General features: G+C 51.7%; 21 protein-coding genes and 1 other RNA gene. 10 read left to right on the top strand and 12 right to left on the bottom strand.

Translation table 11 applies throughout. The features are described from left to right. Window positions 1–23: 23 nt before the first annotated feature. The 3 genes from M2298_RS22195 to M2298_RS22185 all read right to left on the bottom strand — a co-directional run bounded on the left by M2298_RS22195 (window position 24) and on the right by M2298_RS22185 (window position 4,047). Window positions 24–1,364 carry an MFS transporter gene (locus tag M2298_RS22195; RefSeq protein WP_173597698.1) on the bottom strand — a complete coding sequence of 447 codons (1,341 nt, stop codon included), beginning with the start codon at window positions 1,362–1,364 and terminating at the stop codon, window positions 24–26. A 43-nt stretch (window positions 1,365–1,407) separates the two neighbouring features. Beyond that, a complete protein-coding gene (locus tag M2298_RS22190; RefSeq protein ID WP_173599423.1) occupies window positions 1,408–2,157 on the bottom strand; it encodes an aspartate/glutamate racemase family protein in 750 nt (249 codons plus the stop codon). A 210-nt stretch (window positions 2,158–2,367) separates the two neighbouring features. Beyond that, window positions 2,368–4,047 carry a PucR family transcriptional regulator gene (locus M2298_RS22185; protein ID WP_280649104.1) on the bottom strand — a complete coding sequence of 560 codons (1,680 nt, stop codon included), beginning with the start codon at window positions 4,045–4,047 and terminating at the stop codon, window positions 2,368–2,370. Between the two features lie 601 nt (window positions 4,048–4,648). Here M2298_RS22185 and M2298_RS22180 point away from each other — a divergent pair. After that, window positions 4,649–5,212 carry a hypothetical protein gene (locus M2298_RS22180; RefSeq protein ID WP_233454114.1) on the top strand — a complete coding sequence of 188 codons (564 nt, stop codon included), beginning with the start codon at window positions 4,649–4,651 and terminating at the stop codon, window positions 5,210–5,212. Window positions 5,213–5,406: 194 nt separating this feature from the next. Here M2298_RS22180 and ssrA read toward each other — a convergent pair. From ssrA to secG, 4 genes are all read right to left on the bottom strand, one after another. Further along, window positions 5,407–5,761: a transfer-messenger RNA gene (ssrA, locus tag M2298_RS22175) on the bottom strand. A 169-nt stretch (window positions 5,762–5,930) separates the two neighbouring features. Then, window positions 5,931–6,404 carry an SsrA-binding protein SmpB gene (gene smpB, locus M2298_RS22170; protein WP_122963688.1) on the bottom strand — a complete coding sequence of 158 codons (474 nt, stop codon included), beginning with the start codon at window positions 6,402–6,404 and terminating at the stop codon, window positions 5,931–5,933. A gap of 149 nt (window positions 6,405–6,553) precedes the next feature. Next, entirely contained in the window at window positions 6,554–9,058 is a 2,505-nt protein-coding gene (gene rnr / locus M2298_RS22165; protein WP_280649103.1) for a ribonuclease R, read from the bottom strand. A gap of 143 nt (window positions 9,059–9,201) precedes the next feature. Beyond that, entirely contained in the window at window positions 9,202–9,444 is a 243-nt protein-coding gene (gene secG, locus M2298_RS22160) for a preprotein translocase subunit SecG (RefSeq protein ID WP_003843341.1), read from the bottom strand. 294 nt (window positions 9,445–9,738) lie between these two features. Between secG and M2298_RS22155 the strand changes: the two genes are divergently transcribed. The 5 genes from M2298_RS22155 (at window position 9,739) to M2298_RS22135 (ending at window position 13,601) form a co-directional block, all read left to right on the top strand. Further along, window positions 9,739–10,134 (top strand): YqzM family protein, encoded by a 396-nt coding sequence (locus M2298_RS22155; protein ID WP_173597700.1) that lies wholly within the window; start codon window positions 9,739–9,741, stop codon window positions 10,132–10,134. Between the two features lie 75 nt (window positions 10,135–10,209). Further along, entirely contained in the window at window positions 10,210–10,977 is a 768-nt protein-coding gene (locus tag M2298_RS22150; RefSeq protein ID WP_173599425.1) for an ABC transporter ATP-binding protein, read from the top strand. Then, on the top strand, window positions 10,974–11,720 hold the full coding sequence (locus M2298_RS22145) for an ABC transporter permease (protein WP_173599426.1): 747 nt from the start codon (window positions 10,974–10,976) through the stop codon (window positions 11,718–11,720). Before M2298_RS22150 ends, M2298_RS22145 begins: the two co-directional genes overlap by 4 nt. A gap of 113 nt (window positions 11,721–11,833) precedes the next feature. Then, the gene (locus tag M2298_RS22140) at window positions 11,834–12,358 is read left to right on the top strand and encodes an RNA polymerase sigma factor (protein ID WP_122963683.1); all 525 of its coding nucleotides are present in this window, start codon (window positions 11,834–11,836) and stop codon (window positions 12,356–12,358) included. Then, the gene (locus M2298_RS22135) at window positions 12,348–13,601 is read left to right on the top strand and encodes a YjgB family protein (RefSeq protein ID WP_122963682.1); all 1,254 of its coding nucleotides are present in this window, start codon (window positions 12,348–12,350) and stop codon (window positions 13,599–13,601) included. The genes M2298_RS22140 and M2298_RS22135 overlap by 11 nt, the downstream gene beginning before the upstream one ends. 63 nt (window positions 13,602–13,664) lie before the next feature. Here the strand turns inward: M2298_RS22135 and M2298_RS22130 are convergent, their stop codons facing one another. Further along, window positions 13,665–14,675, bottom strand: a complete 1,011-nt coding sequence (locus M2298_RS22130; RefSeq protein WP_122963681.1) for an ABC transporter substrate-binding protein — start codon at window positions 14,673–14,675, stop codon at window positions 13,665–13,667. Window positions 14,676–14,882: 207 nt separating this feature from the next. Between M2298_RS22130 and M2298_RS22125 the strand changes: the two genes are divergently transcribed. The 4 genes from M2298_RS22125 (at window position 14,883) to M2298_RS22110 (ending at window position 18,589) form a co-directional block, all read left to right on the top strand. Then, the gene (locus M2298_RS22125; RefSeq protein ID WP_173599427.1) at window positions 14,883–15,893 is read left to right on the top strand and encodes a FecCD family ABC transporter permease; all 1,011 of its coding nucleotides are present in this window, start codon (window positions 14,883–14,885) and stop codon (window positions 15,891–15,893) included. Then, window positions 15,890–16,924, top strand: a complete 1,035-nt coding sequence (locus M2298_RS22120) for a FecCD family ABC transporter permease (RefSeq protein ID WP_122963679.1) — start codon at window positions 15,890–15,892, stop codon at window positions 16,922–16,924. The genes M2298_RS22125 and M2298_RS22120 overlap by 4 nt, the downstream gene beginning before the upstream one ends. A gap of 19 nt (window positions 16,925–16,943) precedes the next feature. Beyond that, window positions 16,944–17,771, top strand: coding sequence for an ABC transporter ATP-binding protein (locus M2298_RS22115; protein ID WP_173599428.1), 828 nt, complete (start codon window positions 16,944–16,946; stop codon window positions 17,769–17,771). Window positions 17,772–17,941: 170 nt separating this feature from the next. Next, window positions 17,942–18,589, top strand: coding sequence for a hypothetical protein (locus M2298_RS22110; RefSeq protein WP_122963677.1), 648 nt, complete (start codon window positions 17,942–17,944; stop codon window positions 18,587–18,589). Between the two features lie 57 nt (window positions 18,590–18,646). Here M2298_RS22110 and eno read toward each other — a convergent pair whose 3' ends face one another. The 4 genes from eno to M2298_RS22090 form a co-directional block, all read right to left on the bottom strand. Continuing rightward, window positions 18,647–19,933, bottom strand: coding sequence for a phosphopyruvate hydratase (gene eno / locus M2298_RS22105; protein ID WP_063230975.1), 1,287 nt, complete (start codon window positions 19,931–19,933; stop codon window positions 18,647–18,649). A gap of 88 nt (window positions 19,934–20,021) precedes the next feature. Then, on the bottom strand, window positions 20,022–21,563 hold the full coding sequence (gene gpmI, locus M2298_RS22100) for a 2,3-bisphosphoglycerate-independent phosphoglycerate mutase (protein WP_280649102.1): 1,542 nt from the start codon (window positions 21,561–21,563) through the stop codon (window positions 20,022–20,024). Window positions 21,564–21,578: 15 nt separating this feature from the next. Further along, window positions 21,579–22,337 (bottom strand): triose-phosphate isomerase, encoded by a 759-nt coding sequence (tpiA, locus tag M2298_RS22095; RefSeq protein ID WP_122963675.1) that lies wholly within the window; start codon window positions 22,335–22,337, stop codon window positions 21,579–21,581. A 21-nt stretch (window positions 22,338–22,358) separates the two neighbouring features. Next, on the bottom strand, window positions 22,359–23,543 hold the full coding sequence (locus M2298_RS22090; RefSeq protein ID WP_242774056.1) for a phosphoglycerate kinase: 1,185 nt from the start codon (window positions 23,541–23,543) through the stop codon (window positions 22,359–22,361). Between the last annotated feature and the right edge of the window lie 66 nt (window positions 23,544–23,609).

Genomic DNA, 23,609 nt, shown 5'->3' with positions numbered 1-23,609 from the left:
AGGAGTAATGGAATGTTACAGCATTAATGCAAAATCTCGCCTTCCGTTTCCTTCAGGAAAAGCGAAGCCACAAATGTAACGACAAGAAAAGCGGAGATAAAGGAAACCGTAGTCAAAAAGCTGCTGTTGATCGCCAGCATGGCTCCGATTACACTTGGTGCAATCGCGTTGGCTACACGCTGGCCGGTCATCCCTACAGAATAGCTGACACCGCGGACCTCTGTCGGATACAGCTCAGCCATCCATGTATCCCATACTCCCCACGCCCCCAAGCTGAAGAACGAAAGGGCAAAATTCCAGATGTACATTTCCTGCAAAGTATTTGCGTTGGCAAATCCAAACCCGCTGACCGCTGCAAAAAAGACGAACAGCGCCATTACTTTTTTGCGCCCATATTTGCCCGTCAAATACGAGGAAACCATGTAACCGGGAAACATGAAGAGGGCGGATATGGCCATAAAGCCCATTCCTTCCGGCGCACTCAATCCTTTTTTCGCCAAAAGTGCCGGCATCCAGGAGGACAGTCCCCAATATCCCCAGGAAAAACTAAAGTTGATGACGAGCTGCAAAATTGTCGAACGCCGGAATTGCCCGCTAAAAATCTCCAGGAAAGAACCTGTTTTCACATTCTCCACAGCAAGCTCGACGCTGTTGATCTCTTTTTGCATCGTGCCTTTGGAAAGTTTGTCAATAACCTCCTTCGCCTCCGAATGGCGCCCTTTTCCGGCCAACCAGTACGGCGACTCAGGTACAAACGCAGCGATTGCCAGAAACCACAAACCGGCAAGCGAACTGACGCCAATAATCCAGCGCCAGCCCAGCTCCATAAAGAGGTAGGTCGTGCCAATGGCAAGCAAATAGCCTACTGGCCATCCAGAAGCCAGATACACCGCAGCCTTCCCACGCACCTTCATGGGGAGCAGCTCCTCGAAGTAGGGGAACGTTGCCACCAAAACCCCAGAGAGCGCCACACCGGACAAGAAGCGGGTCCACCACAGCATTTCGTAGGTGAGTGAGAATGCACTAATAAGCGAAATGATTCCATAGAGGCCAAAACTGATAATCATTGATTGCTTGCGGCCGATTTTATCAACGAGCTTTCCCCATAGCAGGCATCCCGGGATCATCCCGAGATAAATGGAGCCGATAAGCGATCCGATTTGAGTGCCGTCCAGTTGAAACTCGCCGCCAATTGAAGCGCTTGCCAGAATGACAATCATCATTTCCCACGATTCAATCACAAAGGAGAAAAAAAGCACCAATCCCGCTTGCCAATGCTGACTGGTAACCGGCATGTTTTCAAACAGCGCCCCAACGGGTACTGATCGCTTTTGCAGTACCTCCACTCCGCTTTCTGCTCTCATAAATGGCCCCCCTTATCTCTTCTCACAGCCGCTAACTTTGTTTTTAAAACAGCTTCCAGCAGGCCACTTCTTCATCAGGCGGCGACTGGTAGCCATCCAGCTTGCTGTGGCTCCAACCGAATTTTTGGTTGAGCTCTATCAAAAATTCGGCGTATTTAAAAGGTGCAAGGCTTGCGTCAATAACCGGAACCCCCAGCTCCTCCTGAATTTCCCGATAAAAGCCAAATTCAATCGTGCATCCCAGCACAAGCACATTGGCTCCATCCTTCTCGACAGCCTCTCGCGCCGCCTCACGCATCCGCTGCATCGTCACCTGATGATCTTTCTGAAAATCGTGCACGCCCATATCGAGTGACTTGAAAGAAGCCAATTTGTCGGCAAAGCCATATTTATGGACGTTCTCTCTCATCTCGGGTATCCACTTGCGCCGCCCGACAATGATCGAGATACTCTCGCCCAATGTCGCCGCAATATGCAAGCTGGCTTCTGCCGGAGCCGTGACGACCATTTTTTTCGAAATCTCTCGGGCCGCCCTCAAGACAGGATCGTAGAAGCAGCCGATAATTGCCGCATCGTAGCCGTCTTCTTCGGCTTTTTTAATCACGCGGAGGATTTCCGGCATCAGCATCACTTCGTAGCAGTTGTACTCCAGATGAGTCGGTCCAGGACCCGGGGTCAAGGAAACCACATCCACAATCGTCCCCGCCTGCTTGATCCTGTCAAACTCGCTCTTGAAAATGGTGTTAAACAAATCAGTAGTGACCGGATTGATCCACAAAATTCTTTTCTCCATGCGAATGCCCCCTCATCGGTTTTGGTTTTTCCCAATCTTGTGTGTCCATCATGCAGCCCACAGCCCCCTATCCTGCATAGCTTTCAATCATACTGCTTGTTTCTGTTCACATTATTTCACACAAAAACAATAATCTTAATATTTAAAACAAACAAAAAACAACCCGTATCTTTGTCTATCACAGACAAACCGAGCTGCTTCGCGCTTCTATTATGGCAATAGCTTCCTGGCCTTCAGCGCCAGATGGAAATTCAATCTTTCCTCAGGCTTTTTAAATGGATCAAACCCGAGAATCTCCTTCACTTTTTCAATCCGGTATTTGACCGTATTGGGATGTACGAACAACCGCTTTGCGACATCTGTAAAGATTTCCTTTTCATCCAGATACGCTTCTACCGTCTTTACCAGATCCGTTTGATTTTTGGCATCATATTGATAGAGCTGATCGAGAAGCCCCGCTGTAAACTGGTCTAACAACTTGCCGGATATTTCCCCCAGAATCCCGAATACCCCCAGCTCATTCACTGCTGTAATACTGCCCGTCCCAAACATTTTGCAGCCGAGCTCAAGGGCTTGCAGCGCTTCCCTGTAGCTTTGGTCCAAGTTCAACGGCGACGGATAAAAACCGCCGATTCCGGCAGATACGCGGGCTTTGCCGCTTCCCGCTTCGATAGCCTCTTTTAACAGGACCGCAAGATTTTTCGCTTCCTGTTGCGAATGTTGCTTGTCAAATTGCCTGTCAAAATGAATGAAAATGACCAACATGTCCCCCTTTACCACAAAATTGCATTTGGGAGCATGCTGATTGATCGTTGACCGGACCGCCGCGTGAATGCGGCTTTCCAGTTTCCCCATCTCTTTTTCAAGCCCATCGCTGAAGTCAAAACGCATGACCAGCACCATATGTTTTTTCACCAGGTTAAGTCCGACCGCTCTCGCCCTCTCGTACAAATCCTCTTCTCTAACATATTTCCCTTCGAACATTTCCGTCAAAAAGTCGCTTCGCATGCGTCTTTTCGCCTCGGTAATCGCCCGCTGCTTGGCAATCTCCAGAGCGACCGCAGTAGAAGCGTGCGAGATGGCAATGAAATCAAGCTCTTGTAAGAAAGCCCCCATCTCTAAGGTGAAAATGTACCCCAGAGGATCGCTTATCACTCCGGCAGGCATAACGATCAGCCGTACAGACCGCCCCTCTATCTCAAACAAGCTGGAGTGAAACACCATCTCCAGCGCAGAATCGTGGGTCCAGTTTCCAGCTTTATCAAACTGAATCCGCTCCGACATTTCTGTCATAAGTAAACACTTTTTTAAAAATAAATGTTCTTCCGCTTCTTTTAACCCTAAAGCCAAAATTTCGAACATATCGTCGGTAATCATGACTGGCTGCTTGATTAATCCGGTCAGCGTCTTGGCAATCGCATTCACATCGCCGCCATGCAGTATGACACGGGTCATCTCCCGGTTAATCTCTTCCGATTGTTTCAACAACTGTGATTGCCGATTCAGGATCGTCCCTAACACGGCAGAAAAAACCGTAGCATAAGGCATCGCAGGAGGCAACAAAATGACAGGAAGGCCGGAAATATTCGCTGCCTCCACGATCGCCTTCTGCATGATCTTGTCAGCAATCATCGGATGAATCCCCAGAGCTGCTGCCCCGTTTTCAGCAAGCTTTTTAATCGTATTCACTTGCGCCTCCAGATCATCTTTCAAGCTGTGAAAGGTGGTCAGCACAAGCTCGCCTCCCAAAACCAAATGCTCCACTTCGGTTATGGGCATTTCCAAAACATTTACCTGATTGATGATCCTGTCCAAACCATCGAAACCGGCGATAACACGTAAACTTTGCAGCGCGTCCAACCGCAGCATCTCCTGCACCGTAATCCCCATTTTCGATCCTCCTCTCGGCCTAACCTTCCTAGAAGTAGATAAGACACGTTTCCTGATTCGTTGATTAGACGAGCTTTACAAGATCATACTGGTTCGTAAGAGAGAGTTGCGGATATTATTGTTTTTTCTAGCTCGTTCATTTTTGTTTGGCTTCGTTCATGTATTTGTAAGTCTGGTCGGGAAAGTCTTAATTGCGAATAGTCGCATTTATTATACCATTTTGTATTTGGATTGACTTTTGGTAGTGGGAGTCCCTTGTGCAGTCTAGACATTTCGCTTGGGTTTCTGGATGATTTTTGGGCGTAAAAGATGCGCAGTTTGGTAGCTAGTAAGGGTGGGGATGTTTTATGGAAAGGAGAAAGGAAAAAACGACTATTCCTTGATCGTTAAGAGAATAGTCGCTCCTATTTATCGTTCCCTTACGGAGTTATCACCCGTCCAGTAATCGCATCAACAAATTGATCTCCCCGCCCCATTCTATCTTCGCCTACTCTCCCGACCGAACTGATTATTATGTTCATCAGGCAAAGAAGCACATTTTCTTAATTTGTCCAGTCACCGCCGTATTTTCGTAAATACGCTTCACTGTGGAGGTGACAACATGAGTTCGAAAAAGGATGAGAGAAGTAAAAAGTACGAAATCCAAGTCGTACATTCTACTCCGAACACAGGTTTACGCAAGGAAGAAATCGAGCAGTGCTACCAGGACTTGCAGGATTTGAACGACGCTGCTTCGGCGTTTTTTCGAATCCCTGTGTTCTTTAGCCATCAAAATTTGTTTACGCTCGGTCCTCCACAGCCGCCGTTTACTGTCCAACAACAATTCGTAATTCGCATGTTCAAAGAAATCAAGAAAGAACTCCTCTTCCCGCGCACTTTGCCCAACACAGAACAATATCCGAATACTACACTGGAAAACATCCGTACGATGATTAACTCGAGTTATGGAATGGCTTCTGTCCTTCTACGACCAACGAGGGCAACACAGCAGGGAGAACCGTACTCGCCTTTTTTGCAAATTGAACCTGCAATGGCTTATCAATACGGTTTACCATTGCTACTTGTGATTGAGGACGGGTTTCCGGCAGGCGGCATTTGGGGAGGGGCTGGTCAGCTCGCTCCATTTACTCCCATCGTTTGGTTGTTTCTGGTTCTGTATTGGTAGATGATTTTTTAAAAAGTCCCCAGTGGAAATCCGCTCTGAAAAACTGGGCCGGACAAGTTAGAAGCGGGTACTTTATACAGACAGGACCCGCATTTCAGTATCGCTGTGATGACTGAAAATTGAGTCAGTTCATGCATAACGAGACTTCGCTGTCAACGCAAAAAAGCCACCTCTGCAGGTGGCTTTTTTTATGTAGGTGGAGGCGGGGGGATTCGAACCCCCGTCCGAAAACAGCGATACATGAGCATCTCCGAGCGCAGTCACTCATTTAAATTTCGGCGACGGATTCGCGGAGTGACGCGCTGACCCGTTACCTAGCCTGATTGATCTTCTTCCTTCGGCTCCAGGCGGAAGCCTCCGGCGTATCCCACTAAAGTTGAGCGCTAGTCATGCCACATGGGCGATGGAATGGTAGCGCCTCACTGGTTATTAAGCAGCGAGAGAAAGTTGTTTGTTGCCAGTTAATGGCGTTTGCGTTGGTGACGAGGTCCGCAACCCCCCGGCTCGCTTCTCATGCTCTACCATCCCCGTCGAATCCAGAACGCCCCCGAGGTATAAGGTGAGAAAAAGTCCAGATGACGAGCCATTATCGACATCCAGACTGTGTTTACAAGTCAGTCCATGCAAGCTTGTACCGCTTGCTGTTGTTCCACTACTATAGCACAAGCGATGGCGGAAACTCAACGTTGATTGCTGCCAGGCTTGCCATAGCCATCCATTATGCCTTTTGGCGGTCGCGCAAGGCGCGCTCGACTTCGCGGGCTGCGTCCTTTTTCTTGAGGTCTTCGCGCTTGTCGTAGTTCTTTTTCCCTTTGACGAGAGCAAGCTCGACTTTGGCCCAGCCGCCTTTCAAATAAATGCTCAGCGGAACCAGCGAGTAGCCTCTTTCGCGGATCAGACCGTTCAACTTGAGGATTTCCAGCCGTCTCATCAGCAGCTTGCGGGTGCGCTCCGGTTCATGGTTGAAACGGTTGCCCTGCTCGTACGGGCTGATGTGCACGTTGTACAGCAGCAATTCGCCATTTTGCACGCGGGCAAAGCTGTCTTTGAGCTGGACGCGCGCTGCACGCACGGCCTTGATCTCCGTTCCGGTCAGGGCAATGCCTGCTTCGAATACTTGCTCGATGTGGTAATCGTGGCGTGCTTTTCGGTTTTGGGCGACTGTCTTGGTTCCGGTTTTATCTTTTGACATGGAGATCACCTCACTCGTACGTACTGCGTATCGTAACAGTTAGTCTAGCAAATTTTGCCGATGGTGGCAAGCGATTTTCCCGGAAGCTTCGGGGGCTTTCCTGGCCGATTGGCACTCAAATCAAGCCCCCTTGGCTCTTATACAATCGTTTAACGGCGCTTCCGTTTGACCTGGCTGGCTACATTCTTGCGGTTTTTCTTTTTGGAGCGGACAAAATCTTCCCAGAAGCCTTTCTGGTTCTGTGATTGATTTTCCTCTCCGCCCGTCCCGATTGGCAGTACCTCTTCCTTGGCACCTGCTGATCCGGAAGCTGGTGGACGAGAAGCTTTGGTTCCTTCGCTTCTGCGGCGATCCTTGTATTTTTGCCGGATTTCAGCCGGGTGCTTTTTGTCCTTTTGGCGATCTGGACGTTCTGGACGACCTCCACGGGAACGATCCTGCTTGCCGCGAGTCGGTTTGCGCTCTCCTCCGCGTCCGTCGATGACGCGCGGTGTACGCTCGCGGCTGCCGCGGAAACCTGCCGCTTTGGTCATGCCGACGATTTCAAAATCGATGGTGCGTTCATCCACGTTGACACTCGCCACGCGAACCTGCACAACATCCCCGATGCGGTACTGCTTGCCAGTTCGCTCCCCTACCAGCGCATACATCTTCTCATGGTAGTGATAGTAATCGTCGGTCAGGAAGCTGATGTGCACCAGCCCCTCGATCGTATTGGGCAGCTCCACGAAAATTCCGAACGAGGTAACACTGGAGATCACGCCTTCAAATTCTTCTCCGATGTGCTCTTTCATGAACTCCGCTTTTTTCAGGTCGTCCGTCTCACGCTCGGCGTCCACAGCCAGTCGCTCGCGCTGGGAAGCGTGCTCGGCGATAACCGGCATTTGCTCCGCCCAATACGCCAAACGCTTCTCTGACAGGTTGTTGCCCTGCTCGATCCAATCCCGAATGCGGCGATGGACAATCAGGTCCGGGTAGCGGCGAATCGGCGATGTAAAATGCGTGTAAAACTCGGTGGACAGCCCGTAGTGACCGAGGCTTTCCGCGTCGTAGCGCGCTTGTTTCATGGAGCGCAGCATGACCGTGCTGATGATGATTTCTTCCGGCGTGCCTTTGACTTCCTCCAAGAGCTGTTGCAGCGCACGAGGATGCACAGAGTTGCCTTTTCCCCGGATCGAATAGCCGAAGTTCGTGATAAACTCCATGAAAGACATGAGCTTCTCCGCGTTCGGGTCTTCGTGAATGCGGTACATGAACGGCTGCTTCATCCAGTGGAAATGCTCTGCCACTGTCTCGTTGGCTGCCAGCATAAATTCTTCAATAATCTGCTCGGCAATCGAGCGCGTGCGGAATCCGATCTCTGTCGGTGCGCCTTCTTCGTTGACAAAAATTTTCGCTTCGCGGAAATCGAAGTCGATGGCTCCGCGCTGCATCCGCTTGGAACGCAGCTTCAGTGCCAGCTTCTTCATTTCCTCGAACATCGGGACAAGCTCGCTATACTTCTCAAGCAAAGCTTCGTCCTTGTCTTCCAGGATGCTGCGCACATCGGCGTACGTCATGCGCTCGTTGGTACGGATAACGCTGAGGAAAATATCGTACTTCACCAGCTGCGCATTTTGGTCCATCTCCATATCGCAGGAGATCGTCAGCCGATCCACTTTTGGATTCAAGCTGCATATCCCGTTCGACAAGCGGTGTGGCAGCATCGGGATGACACGGTCGACCAAATAGACGCTCGTACCCCGGCGATACGCTTCATTGTCCAGCGCAGACTTTTCACGGACATAATAGCTGACGTCGGCAATATGCACGCCAAGCCTTACATTTCCGTTCGGCAACACTTCAAGCGACACGGCGTCATCCAAATCCTTCGCGTCCGCTCCGTCGATTGTGACCATCATCCGGTCGCGCAGATCGCGGCGTTCCTTGATTTCGTCTTCGGAAATTTCGTCCGGCGAAGCCTCTGCTTCCGCCAGCACCTCATCCGGGAACGCTTCCGGCAGATTGAACTTGCGGATAATCGACAGGATATCGACTCCCGGGTCGTTTTTGTGCCCCAGAATCTCGACGATTTCTCCTTCTGGATTCACCCGTCCTTCCGGGTAGCGGACGATATTGACGACTACTTTGTGGCCGTCTACCGCTCCGTTGTACGCCGTTTTCGGGATGAAAATGTCTTTGCCAATCCGCTTTTCATCCGGGATGACAAACGCGTAGTACGTCTCGTCCTTGAACGTCCCGACAACTTGGGTCATTCCCCGCTCGACGACGCGAACGATCCGTCCTTCCAGGCGATTGCCGCCCGCTTCCTTTTCCACACGAACCAGCACGGTATCACCGTGAATCGCTCCGTTCATGTCGTTGGCGTGTACGTATACATCTTCCATGTCAGGTGTTTCCGGGATGATAAACCCAAAGCCTTTTGGATGGCTTTGCAGACGTCCGCGCACCAAATTCATTTTTTCAGGTACACCATATCGATTCGCACGAGTGCGGATAATCTCTCCGCCGGCTTCCAGTGCGTTCAGCGTCTTCACCAGTTCCTTGAAGGAAGCTGAGTCCTTGATTTCAAACGCTTCCTCCAGTTCCTTCACTGTCATCGGGTGATAGGCCTGCTCGCGCATGAACGCGAGTATTTTTTCTTGATCTGTCATTCACAAACCTCCTTTTTTCGCGTGGCTCTACCGCGCTGTTCCATTTCTCCATTACTATGTAGTATTCACCGTTCATCCACATCGCAATCGGAATAGCGAAAAAGACAGCAAGTCGCACTCGCTGTCTTTCGGCTATTCGTCTATTACGCTCCTGTTTTCAAGAAATACCCGAGCAAAATCGCAAAAATCATGAAAGCAACCGCAAATACAACGGTCAGTTTCCCTAAAAGTGCGTCAATCCCACGGGCTTTTTGTTTGCCCATCAGTTGCTCTGCACCGCCACCAATCGCTCCCGAAAGGCCGGCACTCTTTCCAGATTGCAGCAACACGACGATAATTAAGCCAATACTTGCGATCACAAGTAAAATTTTCGCAGCCAATGCCATCTACATTCACCTCAAAACGGATTTCCAAGGCGGTAAAAAACCAATATAACCACTTTATCATACTTGTCTGGTTACAGCAACCCGCTATCCTTTCCATTATATGTGGAGCAATCATCTGCAAAATAATCTCCGACTTTTTAGGCACAATAGATAGAGATAGTGAAAGATTGTTTACACAAAATTGGCAAATTGTGTACTTTCTTTGTCTGTTTGGCAGTCGCCTTGCAACTGTCAAGATTTTGCCGTAAAATTGCAGTTGAACCTTTATTATTTGCATCGGGAGGTCTTTGTCAAATGGCTGGGTCCAACAAAAAAGACATGAATCAAAACGACGTAATTGATTCCGCGAAGGCCTTTTTCACTTCGTTTGGTATCTTGTTTCTAGTTTTTCTCATTGCACTCGTAGGATCGATTATTTTCCCGCCAAAACATGGGGAAGAAGCTCAAGGTGGCGGCGCACCTACTGCCAACATTGACGCTGCAGCTATTTTCAAACAAAACTGTGCTTCCTGTCACGGGCAAAACCTTGAAGGAATCGCAGGTCCAAACCTGACCAAAGTCGGGGCAACTTACAGCGCTGAAGACATCGCCAAAATTATCAAAGAAGGTAAAGGCGGCATGCCTCCAGGAATGCTGAAAAAGCAACCAGAAATTCAAGCGGTTGCACAATGGCTGTCGGAGCACAAATAAGTACATAGATAGCCGTAAGGAGAAACACCGAAGACTCGTCCTCTTCGGTGTTTTGCCGTTGATGGGGGGATTTGCATGAGCACCGTCATGGAGATTGAATCGTTGGGCAAAAAAGTTTTCGCTTCTGCCGATTCCTGGCTTTTTCGCGACTTGAACGCAACCATCTCAGAACCTGCTATTATTGGAATCCTCGGAAAATCCGGTCAGGGCAAAAGCACGCTGCTCCGCATTTTAGGCCGACTGTTGGCTCCCGATCACGGAACCGTCCGAATGGAGCAAAAAGCAATGGAGCAATGGCCGAGCGCCTTGTGGCGAATGAAAATGAGCTACGTCGCCCAGCAGGCGACCATGCTGCCCGGTACGGTAGAAGACAATTTGCGAACCGCAAGCATGCTGCACCAGCGCCCTTTTGACCAACAGCTCGCCCGCGCCCTGTTTGAACAGCTTCATCTGGAACAGGTCGAATGGACGAAGCCAGCGCAGCAACTGTCTGGCGGCGAAAAACAGCGTGTAGCCCTCGTGCGGACACTGCTCCTGCGTCCGGCTGTTCTGCTATTGGATGAAGTCACAGCCTCGCTGGATACGAGAAGCAAACTGGCAACCGAGCAATTGCTCGTCGATTTGCACAAACAAACAGGCACGACCATCCTCTGGGTCACGCACGATCTGGAAGAGGCGAAAAACAACTGCGAACGCATCTGGTTCATGGCAGATCATCAGCTGCAGGCAGACATGCCCAGCCACGCGTTTTTTCAGGCGCCGCCCACCGAACAGGCGCGGGACTTTTTGCAGACATCACTAGCACAAGCTCATCCAGGCGCGAAAGAGGTACACCCTATATGACGTATACATCGATCTGGATCGCATTTGCCTTCGTACTGATTGCCCTCCTCCTCTCCTTGTGGCAGCGGCTTGGGCTGGAAAAGGAAATTGCCGTCGGCACGATCCGCTCGACGCTGCAACTTTTGGCGATTGGCTACGTGTTGCATTTCGTCTTTCATTCGGACAGCATCTTGTTCATTTTGCTGCTCATCGCCATGATGATTGCCGTCGCCTCCTGGAACGCGGCGAGCAAAGCGAAAAAGCTGCGCGGCATCTTTGGACGCATCGCTCTTTCGCTTGCGCTCACGGAACTGGTCACCATGGGGCTGTTGGTGACGCTCGGACTGGTTTCGCCGACACCTCAGTACCTGATTCCGATGAGCGGCATGATTATCGGCAGCTCCATGATCGTTTGCAGCCTGTTTCTTTCCCATATGAACAGGGAAGTGGAAACCTCGCGCGGCGAGATCGAGGCGCTTTTGTGCCTGGGAGCGACTACCCGGCAAGCGGTGCAAATCGTCCTCAAGCGCGCCGTGAAAGCAAGCATGATCCCTACCTTTGATACGATGAAAACGATTGGGCTTGTCCAGTTGCCCGGCATGATGACGGGGATGATTATTGCTGGCGCCAGTCCTATCGAAGCTGTTCGTTACCAGATTCTCATCATGCTCAGCTTCAGCTCGTCTGCTGCTGTCTCCGCCGTTCTGATCAGCATGCTGAGCTATCGGCTCTGGTTTACACGCGATTCCATGTTGCACTCATAACGTTCTTTCCAAAAACTGTCGGTCATTTTTCCGGCAGTTTTTTTCGTCTTTTGTAATGAAAGCACGCCTTGGTCGTCAAATTACAAGTAGAAAGCATAAAAGGTGGTTCAGCTATGGACAAAAACAGCATCATCGAGCAATGGTTTCTGCGCTATAGCGACGACATCTACAAGTTCCTCGTCTACTACACCGGAAACAAGGACGTGGAGGATCTTGTCCAGGATGTGTTCCTCAAGGCGCTGCGGTCACTGGAGTCATTCGAAGGCCGATCGCAACCGAAAACATGGCTGCTCACCATCGCCAGACATACAGCGATCGACTTTGCCCGCAAAAATCGGCTGCGCAACTGGCTGCCGGACAAATGGCTTGCCGGGGTTCAATCGGAAGCAAAAACGCCGGAGGAAATTTTGCATCTGCACGCCGAACAGCAAGCCCTGTACCAAGCCGTCAGAAAAATGAAGCCCGCTTATCGCGAAGTATTGATCCTGCGCGGGATAAAGGGGTTATCTCCCAAAGAAACGGCCGAAATTCTCGACTGGTCGGAAAACAAAGTAAACGTGACCATGCACCGGGCCATGAAGGCGGTAAAAGAGCATTTGATGCAAGACAGAAAGGAGATGGTAGGCGATGCCATCTAAAACAGACGACCAGCTTCTAAACGACATGAAAGGACTACCTGACATGAAAATGAACCAGGATAAAAAACAGGAAATCATCTCCACGATCCGCTCGACTGACACTCATTCCTTGCCTAAACGAACAGCCGCTTCCCCCGGCCGCTTTTCTGCTCTGGGTAAAGGCTTGGCCGTATGCTCTGTTCTGGCGGCGACGATCTGGATGGGAGCGACCCTTATCAGCAACAACCAGCAAAGCACCATGCCGGAATCAATCACAAGCAACACGCCCGGCTCGACTTCTGCTTCCCCTGGCCCAGCGGCTGGAAAAGGAAATGCCGTAACCCCTGCGCCTGTTCAGCCGCAATCGGAGCAATTGCTGCCGCTCATCCGCAAAGACGCCGAAAAAGGCAAAGTGATTGAGGTTCCCTACAGCGTGGAGCAGACTGTTTTTGATCAAGTCGAAAAAGACTGGGGCAAGCCGGATCATACCGATCAGGCAAACGGCCTGACCTACTCCACCTATGCCAAACGCGGTGTCGTGTTCGGCTACAACAAAGGCATGCAGGTGGTCGATATCCGCACGAACGATCCCCGCTTGGCGAAACTCAATGCGGACATGGTGGAAAAGGCGATGGGAAAACCCGGCCGTATTTCCGAGTTCGCCGGTAAAACGATTTACACATACGACGTAACAGACAAATACCAAATCAAGTTTATCTTCCAAGGCAAGAAAACCGCCAGTGCCAAGGATCTCGTCCTGGTTCGCTACAACGTCTACTACCCGCAAGGCAACAAAAACCTGATGCTGTACGGAAGCAATGCCGATATTTTGCAAAGCATCCGCGATCTGGCCAAAAACGGGCAAACTTTCGGCAGCGAATATCGCGTCGAAAAAGACTTATTTGATGACATCGAAAAACAGATCGGCAAACCAGATATCGTCGCGACCTTCAATGGAATTACCTACAATACCTACATGGACAAAGGATTGGTCTTCGCCTTCAACAAAGGCATGCAAGTCGTGGATATTCGCTCCTACGATGCACGCCTGCAAGCAATCAGCCAAGCGGAAGTTCTGCAAACGTTGGGCAAGCCGAACAATGTCACGACCACAGCAGGTGAAACCATCTACACGTACAAAGTTACGCCTGACTACGAGTTGAAAATCATCTTTAGCGGAACGGGCGGCAAACCGGAGAAACTCTACATCGATCACGTCAACATTTACTATCCGCGCGGCACGATCAACAACATGGCAGGCTGATCAGCACCATTTTGTACGCAAAAAAAGACGAGGGCACCCGCCCCCGTCTTTTTGCTTTCCAGCTTATTTGCCGATGATGTAGCCTTCCAGCTCATCCAGCACTTTGTTAGCCGCGATTACGCCGCCGGAAGTGTTCCAGATCGTATCATCCACTTTGAACGCCTTGCCAGCTTTTACGACATTCAGGTTTTTCCAGAGCGGATCGTTCGTCCATTCTTGCTCCAGCTTGGAAGCTTCTCCTTTGCCTGGCTCATACGTGAAGTAGAACATGATGTCGCCGTCCATTTCCGGAATGCGCTCTTTGGTTACTTCTGCTGCGAACTCTTCTTTGTCCTGGGATGCTGGACGAGCCAGGCCCAAGTCTTTGAAAATGGAGCCAGTGAAAGTGTCTTTGTAGTAAATACGCACTTTACCAGGCATGAAGCGTACGACGGAAATTTGCGTTTTCAGCTTGTCGCCCGCTTTTTCCTTGAAGTCTGCTACGCGTTTGTTCCAGTCAGCGATGACTTTCTCGCCTTCCGCTTTTTTGTTTACCGCTTCTGCGTACAAGTTGAAGTTTGCTTTCCAGTCGCCGCGCGGTTCTTCTACGAATACAGTTGGTGCAATAGCGGACAATTGTTGGTAAATTTTCTCGTGGCGGAACTTCATACCGAGAATCAAGTCTGGCTTCAGCGCAGCGATTGCTTCCAGGTTTGGCTGGCTTTCCGTACCAACCGACTTCGTTCCTTCGAGGAAAGATTTGGTAAAGTCGTAAAATTGAGTCGGGTCAATAGTCGAACCAACTGCACCTACCGGCTTTACGCCAAGCGCCATCAATGTTTCAGTACCTTGGTTGGTCAGCATAACGACGCGTTCCGGAGTACCTTTGATTGTGGTTTCGCCCATCGCGTGTTTTACTGTATAAGATTGGCCGGAACCGTTGGAGTTGCCTGTAGCTTGGTCAGCAGGCTTCTGTTCTGCCGGTTTTTGCTCTGTTGCTTGCGGTGTGCCACAACCTGTGACGATCAGCAACAGCGCCATCAAAACGGCGAAGAACGCTTTACCGCCTGCGGTCCGATATGTACGAGAAAACATGATGTGAGGACCCCCTTGATTTTTGTCTATGGAAAATGTGAGTCAAAGACATTGACTATCCTACCTTTATGCATGGCCACAGTCAAGCATAAAATGATAATGACTATCAGCATCATTGACACATATCCGAGCTGGCTCTAAACTTAGCATTGTGGCGGAATCGTTAACAAAACAGAACAACAAGAAATAGATAAGGATGTAGCCCTCATGAATTGTTTACTCGCAAGTAACATTCGGAAAATTCTGGGAGTGGTTATCGCCATTCTGCTCTTGCTTTACCTTAGCTATGCCAGCCTCGTTTTTGGCGTAATTGACACCAGCTGGCAAAACGCAATCGACGCCTACACCCATTTCAACGGTTCGAACGAACATATTGTCATTAAAGAAGTTCGGGTTCCCCGCGTGCTGAACGCGCTGACGGTAGGCTTTTGTCTCGGCCTGGCCGGGACCCTGCTTCAATCGTTAACGAGAAACCCTGTTGCAGATGTCGAGTTATTCGGACTGAACGCGGGCGCTTCTCTCTTTGTCGTTTTTGCCGTTACCTTTGTCGGGATCAGTTCGCTGACGGAGTTTACCTGGATTGCCTTTCTGGGGGCGGCGGTCGCCGGATTTGTCGTCTACTTGCTTGGCTCGTTTGGCAGAGACGGCCTTACGCCTGTCAAGCTGGTGCTTGCGGGTGCAGCGATTACAGCTTTGGCCGCTTCGATTCGTCACGCCATGATGGTCTTGAATGAAAAAGCTGCCGACGAGGTGCTTTTCTGGTTGGCTGGCTCTGTCGGGGGGAGAAAGCTGGAGTATTTGGCAACCGTCTTTCCTTATATGGTCTTTGCCTGGATTGCCGCCTTCCTGTTGGCCCGTCCGATTCAGACGCTGCTCATGGGTGATGATGTGGCAAAAGGGCTTGGGCAGCGCACACTGCTAGTCAAGCTGTCGACAGGTGTGGTCATCGTTCTGCTTTCCGGCTGCGCCGTTGCGGTTGCAGGGCCGATCGGCTTTGTCGGGCTCGTCACGCCGCATCTGGCTCGCTATCTCGTTGGAATCGAAACACACTGGGTGCTTCTGTACAGCGGCCTGCTCGGCTCGATCCTGTTGCTGCTCGCCGATATCGGCGCGCGCTTTATCGCCATGCCAGCCGAGGTTCCTATCGGTGTCATGACAGCCCTGATCGGTGTGCCGTTCTTCATCTATGTCGCACGAAAGGGGCTGGATAAGGAATGAAACCATACCTCTCTCTGCGGTTTGGCAAACGTCTGTCTTTTCAGCTGCATAAAAAAACCGTTCTTTTTTCCGGCATCGCTTTGCTGGTTGCACTCGCTGTCACGGTGATCAGTCTCGGCATGGGCGAGATGAAAATTGCGCCACTCGATGTCGTCAAAGTCCTTCTCGGCATCGGTTCTGATGAAAATGCTCTGATCGTCCAGCAATTTCGCCTGCCCCGCATCCTGACTGCGATTCTGGTCGGTGCTGCCTTGGCTTCGGCCGGGGCGATCATGCAAGGAATTATCCGCAACCCGCTCGCTTCACCTGACGTTCTCGGCGTAGCCGGAGGTGCTTCTGTTGCGGCTGTGGCCTTTTTGCTCGTCTTCGATACTGTCAGCATCAAATGGCTGCCGCCTACCGCTTTTCTCGGCGCCTTGCTGACCACGTTTCTGTTATACGCGTTGTCCTGGAAAAAAGGCGTCACGCCGATGCGCCTCGTCATGATCGGTGTCGGAATCAAGATTGCTGCGGGCGCGTTCGTCACGATCCTGATCATGTTCAGTCCGTTTTTGCTGCAAAACAAAGCCTTGCTCTGGTTGACCGGAAGCATCTACGGGGTAGACTGGAACGATGTGTTCATGATCCTGCCATGGGTCGTCATCCTGATCGTCGTTGCGGCTGTCCTGGCACGACGGGTCAATATCCAGCAGCTCGGGGATGACGTGGCGACAAGCCTGGGAAGCTCGCTCCAATGGGATCGGTTCCTGCTGCTCATGATTTGTGCAGCTTTGACCGGAACAGCCGTTTCTGTAGGCGGAGACATCAGCTTCGTCGCTTTGCTCGCGCCGCATATCGCCAAGCAGCTAATCGGGCCGTCCTTTGGCGGTGCCCTGCCTCTGTCGGCATTCCTGGGCGCCGTGATTGTGCTGATTGCCGATCTGATCGCCCGCATGGCTTTTTCTCCAATCGAAGTGCCTGTCGGGGTTTTCACTTCTGCGATTGGCGCTCCGTTCTTCATCTATTTGCTGTACAAAAATCGAAATCGTTAGCGAAAGGAGTCTTGCCCTCATGCAAGCTTTGGAAACCCGCAAACTGACCTTGTCCTACGGGGAACGCAACATCATCGAAGCGCTCGACTTGAATATTCCGCGTGGAAAAATTACGGTTTTCATCGGCAGCAACGGCAGCGGCAAATCGACACTGCTGCGCTCCCTCGCTCGCCTGCTAAAGCCAAAAGAAGGAGCCATTCTGCTTGAGGGCGAATCCATCGCCAAACGCTCTACAAAAGAAGTGGCAAAGCGCCTGGCTATTCTCCCGCAAGGACCTTCGGCACCGGAAGGCTTGAGTATTCACCAGTTGGTCAAGCAGGGGCGTTACCCTTATCAAAACTGGCTTCAGCAATGGTCGGAAGAAGATGAGCAAATGGTGAAGAAAGCGCTGGAAGCAACTCAACTGACGGAAATGGCCAGCCGATCCGTAGACAGCCTCTCCGGCGGTCAGCGCCAACGAGCCTGGATCGCCATGACGCTGGCTCAAGGCACCGATACGATTTTGCTCGATGAACCGACAACGTACCTCGACATGTCGCATCAGATTGAAATTCTCGATCTGTTGTATGAACTGAACGAGACTGAGCAGCGGACGATTGTAATGGTTCTTCACGATTTGAATCTGGCTTGCCGTTACGCCCACCATATTGTCGCCGTGCACAATCAGACGGTTGTGGCCGAAGGGGCGCCGGAAGAAATTTTGACGACCGATCTCGTCCGCACCGTGTTCGATATGGATTGCCAGATCACACTCGATCCGTTGTACGGCACTCCCATGTGCATCCCTTACAGCAAATGCCGCATCGGTGGCAACACCGCGAAAGCAAAAGAAGCAGTGATGTCGTAAGCGACCGTTACTCTGAAAAGACTGCCCCTGCCTGTTATCCAGGAGCAGTCTTTTTTTCATGCGAAAAGCAAAACATCCACTGATGCCCATTGCCTGCTTCGCTCATAAGATGCAATAGCAAGGGCTAACTGGAATTGACTTTGGGAAAGGAAAGAAAGGAGGGGGCCGAAATGCCACACCAGATGCGCGAAGAGTGCGTTCGTCTGCCAAAAATATACGATTGGGTGCTAACGACCAGCTATTCCCGCTCGCGGCTGCCGGTTCCTGAGCCTTTTTTCACTCAGTTGAAAAACTGTCTGCAAAGCGGCATGGCGATCTCCGTGAGCTGCCTGCCCCCAGACGACCCTTGCACTTGTGCCCCTATCCGCTGCCACCTCCACGCCCCTTTGCACCGGACTTTTCACATCGTTGGCGGCCAGCGTGTGCCGATTGCTGTTGCCCGTTTTATCGTCGAAGCAACTGTTTCTGTTCTCTTTTTTGCAGACGGCGACTTGCTTTTTGAGCTTCCTGTCCCGCTCGCTTTGGAAGAACAGGCAGCGATCAGCCTGCCGCCCCCCTTGGACCTGGAAAACATCTCCTGCCGGATCGCAGCGGCTGAATGTCGCGCTGATTCGGCACTGTTGTCACAGATGGGGTTTATCGAAATCGATGCTTTTGCCTGCCTGGAAATGGTGGTCGAAGCCCAGGCCGTTTTGCAGGTGATGGGACGTCACTGCACTCCGCGGTCCGATTCGATTCCCGTTCCTCCCCGCAAGCTCCCGCTAAGCTGTACCCCCTTTCGCCTGCCTCCGAACTGCCCCAGGCTGACTGCTCCTTGAACAAAAAGAAGCGATGCCTGCGCATCGTCTGCACAAGCATCGCTTCGTTGTATTTCGTTATTTTTTCAGGTTGTAGAAAGCTTTGCGTCCGCCAAAACGAGCGGTATCAGCCAGCTCATCCTCAATGCGCAGCAATTGGTTGTACTTCGCTACGCGGTCAGTACGGGAAGGCGCACCTGTCTTGATTTGTCCCGCATTGGTAGCTACTGCGATATCCGAGATGGTGGAGTCTTCGGTTTCGCCGGAACGGTGGGAAATAACAGCTGTGTAGCCTGCCAGCTTCGCCATTTCAATCGCTTCAAACGTCTCTGTCAGCGTACCGATCTGGTTTACTTTTACCAGAATGGAGTTGCCTGTAGATGTTTCGATACCGCGCGCCAGACGCTCTGTGTTGGTTACGAACAAGTCGTCACCTACGAGCTGCACTTTGCTGCCCAGCTTGTCAGTCAGAGCTTTCCAGCCATCCCAGTCGTCTTCGGACAGGCCGTCTTCGATGGAGATGATTGGATATTTGCTTACCAGATCTTCGTAGAACGCGATCATTTCTTCGGTTGTTTTCACAACGCCTTCGCCTTCGAAGTGGTATTTGCCGTCTTTGAACATTTCGGTAGCTGCTACGTCCAGAGCGAGGAACACGTCTTTGCCTGGCTCATAGCCAGCTGCCTTGATCGCATCCAGGATAGTCGTAATCGCTTCTTCGTTGGATTTCAGGTTTGGAGCGAAGCCGCCCTCATCGCCTACTGCCGTGCTCAGTCCTTTGTCATGCAGCACTTTTTTCAGGGAGTGGAAAATTTCCGCACCCATGCGCAGCGCTTCCTTGAAGGACTCTGCACCTACTGGCATAACCATAAATTCCTGAATGTCTACAGTGTTGTCGGCATGCTTTCCGCCGTTCAGGATGTTCATCATTGGAACTGGCAGCGTTCTTGCGTTGAATCCGCCCAGGTAGTTGTAAAGCGGCACTCCCAAAGAGTCAGCAGCTGCGCGAGCTACTGCCATGGAGACGCCGAGGATCGCATTTGCGCCCAGCTTGCCTTTGTTGTCTGTACCGTCGAGCTGGATCATCGCCATATCGATGCCTACTTGATCCAGAGCGTCCATGCCGATCAGCTCAGGCGCAATGATTTCGTTGACGTTTTCTACTGCTTTCAGAACGCCTTTGCCCAGGTAACGGGACTTGTCGCCGTCACGCAGCTCAACTGCTTCATAGGCACCTGTGGATGCTCCGGATGGTACTGCTGCGCGGCCCATGGAGCCATCTTCGAGGTACACTTCCACTTCCACAGTCGGGTTGCCGCGGGAGTCCATAATTTCGCGTGCGTAAATGTCAGTAATCATTGCCATTTCTCGTCCATCTCCTTTTAAAATGCGAGTCGCCCCACAAGTATTTGGTATGGCTATCCAGACATCTATCAGTGTGTCTTAGAGACGCCTATTTTGCAAGTAACGATTTCCCTGTCATTTCAACAGGCTGTTCTGCTCCCAAAAGGTCGAGCAAGGTTGGCGACAGATCGGCCAAAACTCCGTCTTCTCTGAGCGTAGCGCCTGCTTTGGTCACAATGACTGGCACAGGGTACGTGCTGTGCGAAGTGATCGGACGCCCTTCTGCATCCAGCATCAAATCCGCATTGCCGTGGTCTGCCGTGATGATCGCCGCCCCGCCTTTGGCCAAAATCGCATCGACGACCCGACCGAGGCAAGCGTCGACTGTCTCCACCGCTTTGATCGTCGGCTCCATTTTACCGGAGTGACCCACCATGTCGCAGTTGGCGAAGTTGAGAATGATCGCATCGAAATGATCGGCTTCAATCTCCGCCACGACCGCGTCTGTCAGTTCAGGCGCACTCATTTCCGGCTGGAGGTCGTACGTCGCCACTTTCGGCGAAGGAATCAGGATGCGCTTCTCGCCTGGAAACTCCTGCTCGCGGCCGCCGCTGAAAAAGAAGGTCACGTGCGGATATTTTTCCGTCTCCGCGATGCGCAGCTGCTTCAAGCCTTGCTGTGCCAGCACCTCGCCCAACGTGTTGTCCAAGTTGGAAGGCTTGTAAGCGACATACCCGTTCACCGTCTCGGAAAAATGCGTCAGGCAGACGAAGTGCAGATCGCGCGGGTGGTTCTCTCCGCGATCAAAGCCGCGGAAATCATCGTTCGTAAAAGCTTGCGAGATTTGGATGGCACGATCCGGGCGGAAGTTGTAAAAGATGATGGAATCTCCGTTCTCGATCGTCGCTACAGGCTTGTCGTCAGCGCCAAGGATAACCGTCGGCATGACAAATTCGTCCATGATCGACTTTTCATAGGATTCCTTGACCGCCTGAATCGGGTCGTGATAGGCAGGAGCATCCGCATACACAATGGCGCGGTAAGCTTTCTCTACCCGCTCCCAACGCTTGTCGCGGTCCATCGCGTAGTAGCGACCTTGCACCGTTGCGATCTGACCAACGCCGATTTCCGCAATCTTCGCTTGCAACTGCGCAATGTATCCGACGGCACTGTCCGGGGATACGTCGCGCCCGTCGAGGAAGCCGTGAATATAAACGCGGTCAAAGCTTTGCTTTTTGGCCAGCTCCAAAATCGCGTACAAATGCTCGATATGGCTGTGCACGCCTCCATCAGACAAAAGCCCGAACAGATGCAGCTTCTTGCCGTTTTGCTTCGCGTGCTCGATGGCAGCAATCAACGTCTCGTTTTCAAAAAAGGCGCCTTCCCGAATCGACTTGGTGATGCGAGTCAAATCTTGATAAACAACGCGGCCCGCACCGATGTTCAGGTGCCCTACCTCGGAGTTCCCCATCTGCCCTTCCGGCAAGCCGACAGCCAGTCCACTCGCTTCAAGCGTTGCATGAGGGTACTCGTTCCAGAGGCGGTCAAAGTTCGGTTTATTGGCTTGCGCTACTGCATTGCCATACGTTTCGCTCCGCAAAGCAAAACCATCCAAAATCAACAGCGCTACCGGTTTCGGTCTTTGTGCCATTTGTTTCTCCTCCTCCTATTGCTGCTGTGCACCTGCCACAAGCTGCAAATAGCTGTCTGCTGCCAGGCTCGCTCCCCCTACCAGCGCGCCGTCGATATCAGGCTGCGCCATATAGCTTGCGATGTTCTCCGGCTTGACGCTGCCGCCGTACTGAATCCGCACGGCTTCCGCTGTCTCTTGGCCGAATCGCTCTGCTACGACACTGCGAATAATCGCAATCGTCTCGTTAGCGTCTTCAGCCGTAGAAGATTTGCCTGTGCCAATCGCCCAAATCGGTTCGTAAGCAATAATCGCTTTTGCCACCTGCTCGGCTGTCAATCCGGCAAAAGCTCCTTCTGTCTGCGTGCGCACGACGTTAGCTGTCTCGCCTGCTTCCCGCTGCTCCAGGCTTTCTCCGACACACACAATCGGCACCAGGTCTGCTGCCAGCGCAGCGACCACTTTTTGATTCACCGTCTCATCTGTTTCATTGAAGTATTGACGACGCTCGGAATGGCCGAGAATCACGTATTCGACGCCGATCTCTTTCAGCATGGACGCGCTGACTTCCCCTGTGTATGCCCCTTGCTCGGCAAAATGCATGTTTTGCGCGCCCACGGCAATATCCGTTCCTGCCAATGCCTCTGTCAAAGCAGCCAAAGCTGTAAATGGTGCGCAAATGACTTTTTGTACGCCGGAAGTGTTGTTCCCTGCTTTGGCTTCTGCTGCAAAAGCTTTCGCCTCGGCAATCGTCTTGAACATCTTCCAGTTCCCCGCGATAATTGGTGTCCGCATGCAAACTCCCCCGCTTCGCTCTTATTCGTGATCTGCCAGTACAGCAACGCCCGGCAGTTCTTTGCCTTCCATAAACTCCAGAGACGCTCCGCCACCTGTAGAAATGTGGGTCATCTGCTCGGCTACGCCTGCTTTTTCCACCGCAGCTACCGAATCGCCGCCGCCGATGATCGTCGTTCCTGTGCACGCAGCCATCGCTTTGGCTACGCCAATCGTGCCAGCTGCAAAAGCGTCCATTTCAAATACGCCCATAGGCCCGTTCCAGACAACCGTTTTGGACTCTACGATTACACTGTGGTATTGCTCCACCGTTTTTGGCCCGATGTCGAGCGCCATCCAGCCTTCCGGAATCGCGTCGATCGCCACAACCTTTTTCTCGGCATCTGCCGCAAAACGGTCTGCGACAACGACGTCGACTGGCATCAGCAACTGGACGCCGCGCTCTTTTGCCTGCTCCATCAAGCTGCGCGCCAGATCGAGCTTGTCATCCTCACACAGCGAAGCACCGATGCCGTAGCCCTGTGCTTTGAGGAATGTATTCGCCATGCCGCCGCCGATGATCAAGTGATCCACTTTGGTCAGCAGATTTTCGATGACAGCAATTTTATCTTTGACCTTTGCTCCGCCGACGATCGCCGTAAATGGACGCTCCGGCTTGGACAAGGCTCCGCCCATGAAGCGGATTTCCTTTTCCATCAAAAGCCCCGCAACAGCCGGTATGTACTGGGCAATTCCTGCTGTAGAAGCGTGTGCCCGATGTGCGGCTCCAAAAGCGTCATTGACAAACAGATCGGCCAGCGCCGCAAAGCTTTTTGCCAGTTCTGGATCGTTCTTTTCTTCTCCCGCATGGAAGCGTACGTTTTCGAGCAAGATCACGTCGCCGTTTTCCATGCTTCCTACTACCGCTTCGACATCTGCCCCTGTGGAATCGTCAAGCTTACGGACTTCCTTGTCCAGGAGCGCAGACAGATGGGACGCGACAGGAGTAAGGCGCATCTCTTCGACTACTTGCCCCTTTGGACGGCCAAAATGGCTCGCCAGGATTACTTTCGCTCCTTTTTCTATCAGGAAACGGATGGTTGGCACAGCGGCACGGATGCGAGTATCATCTGTGATGGTCCCGTCCTGCATCGGCACATTAAAGTCGACACGGCAAAATACGCGCTTGCCTGCCAGCTCAACATCGCGGATAGATTTCTTGTTCATGAACGATCCTCCCAAATCAATGGCTTTTTATTCGGAAAAAACATATGGGAAAAGGGAGATTGCTCT

It is taken from the genome of Brevibacillus sp. 1238 (genome assembly GCF_029892995.1).
Taxonomy (GTDB): domain Bacteria; phylum Bacillota; class Bacilli; order Brevibacillales; family Brevibacillaceae; genus Brevibacillus; species Brevibacillus parabrevis.
Note: the sequence above shows the minus strand (reverse complement) of the source record. Positions and strands in the feature narration are given on the sequence as shown.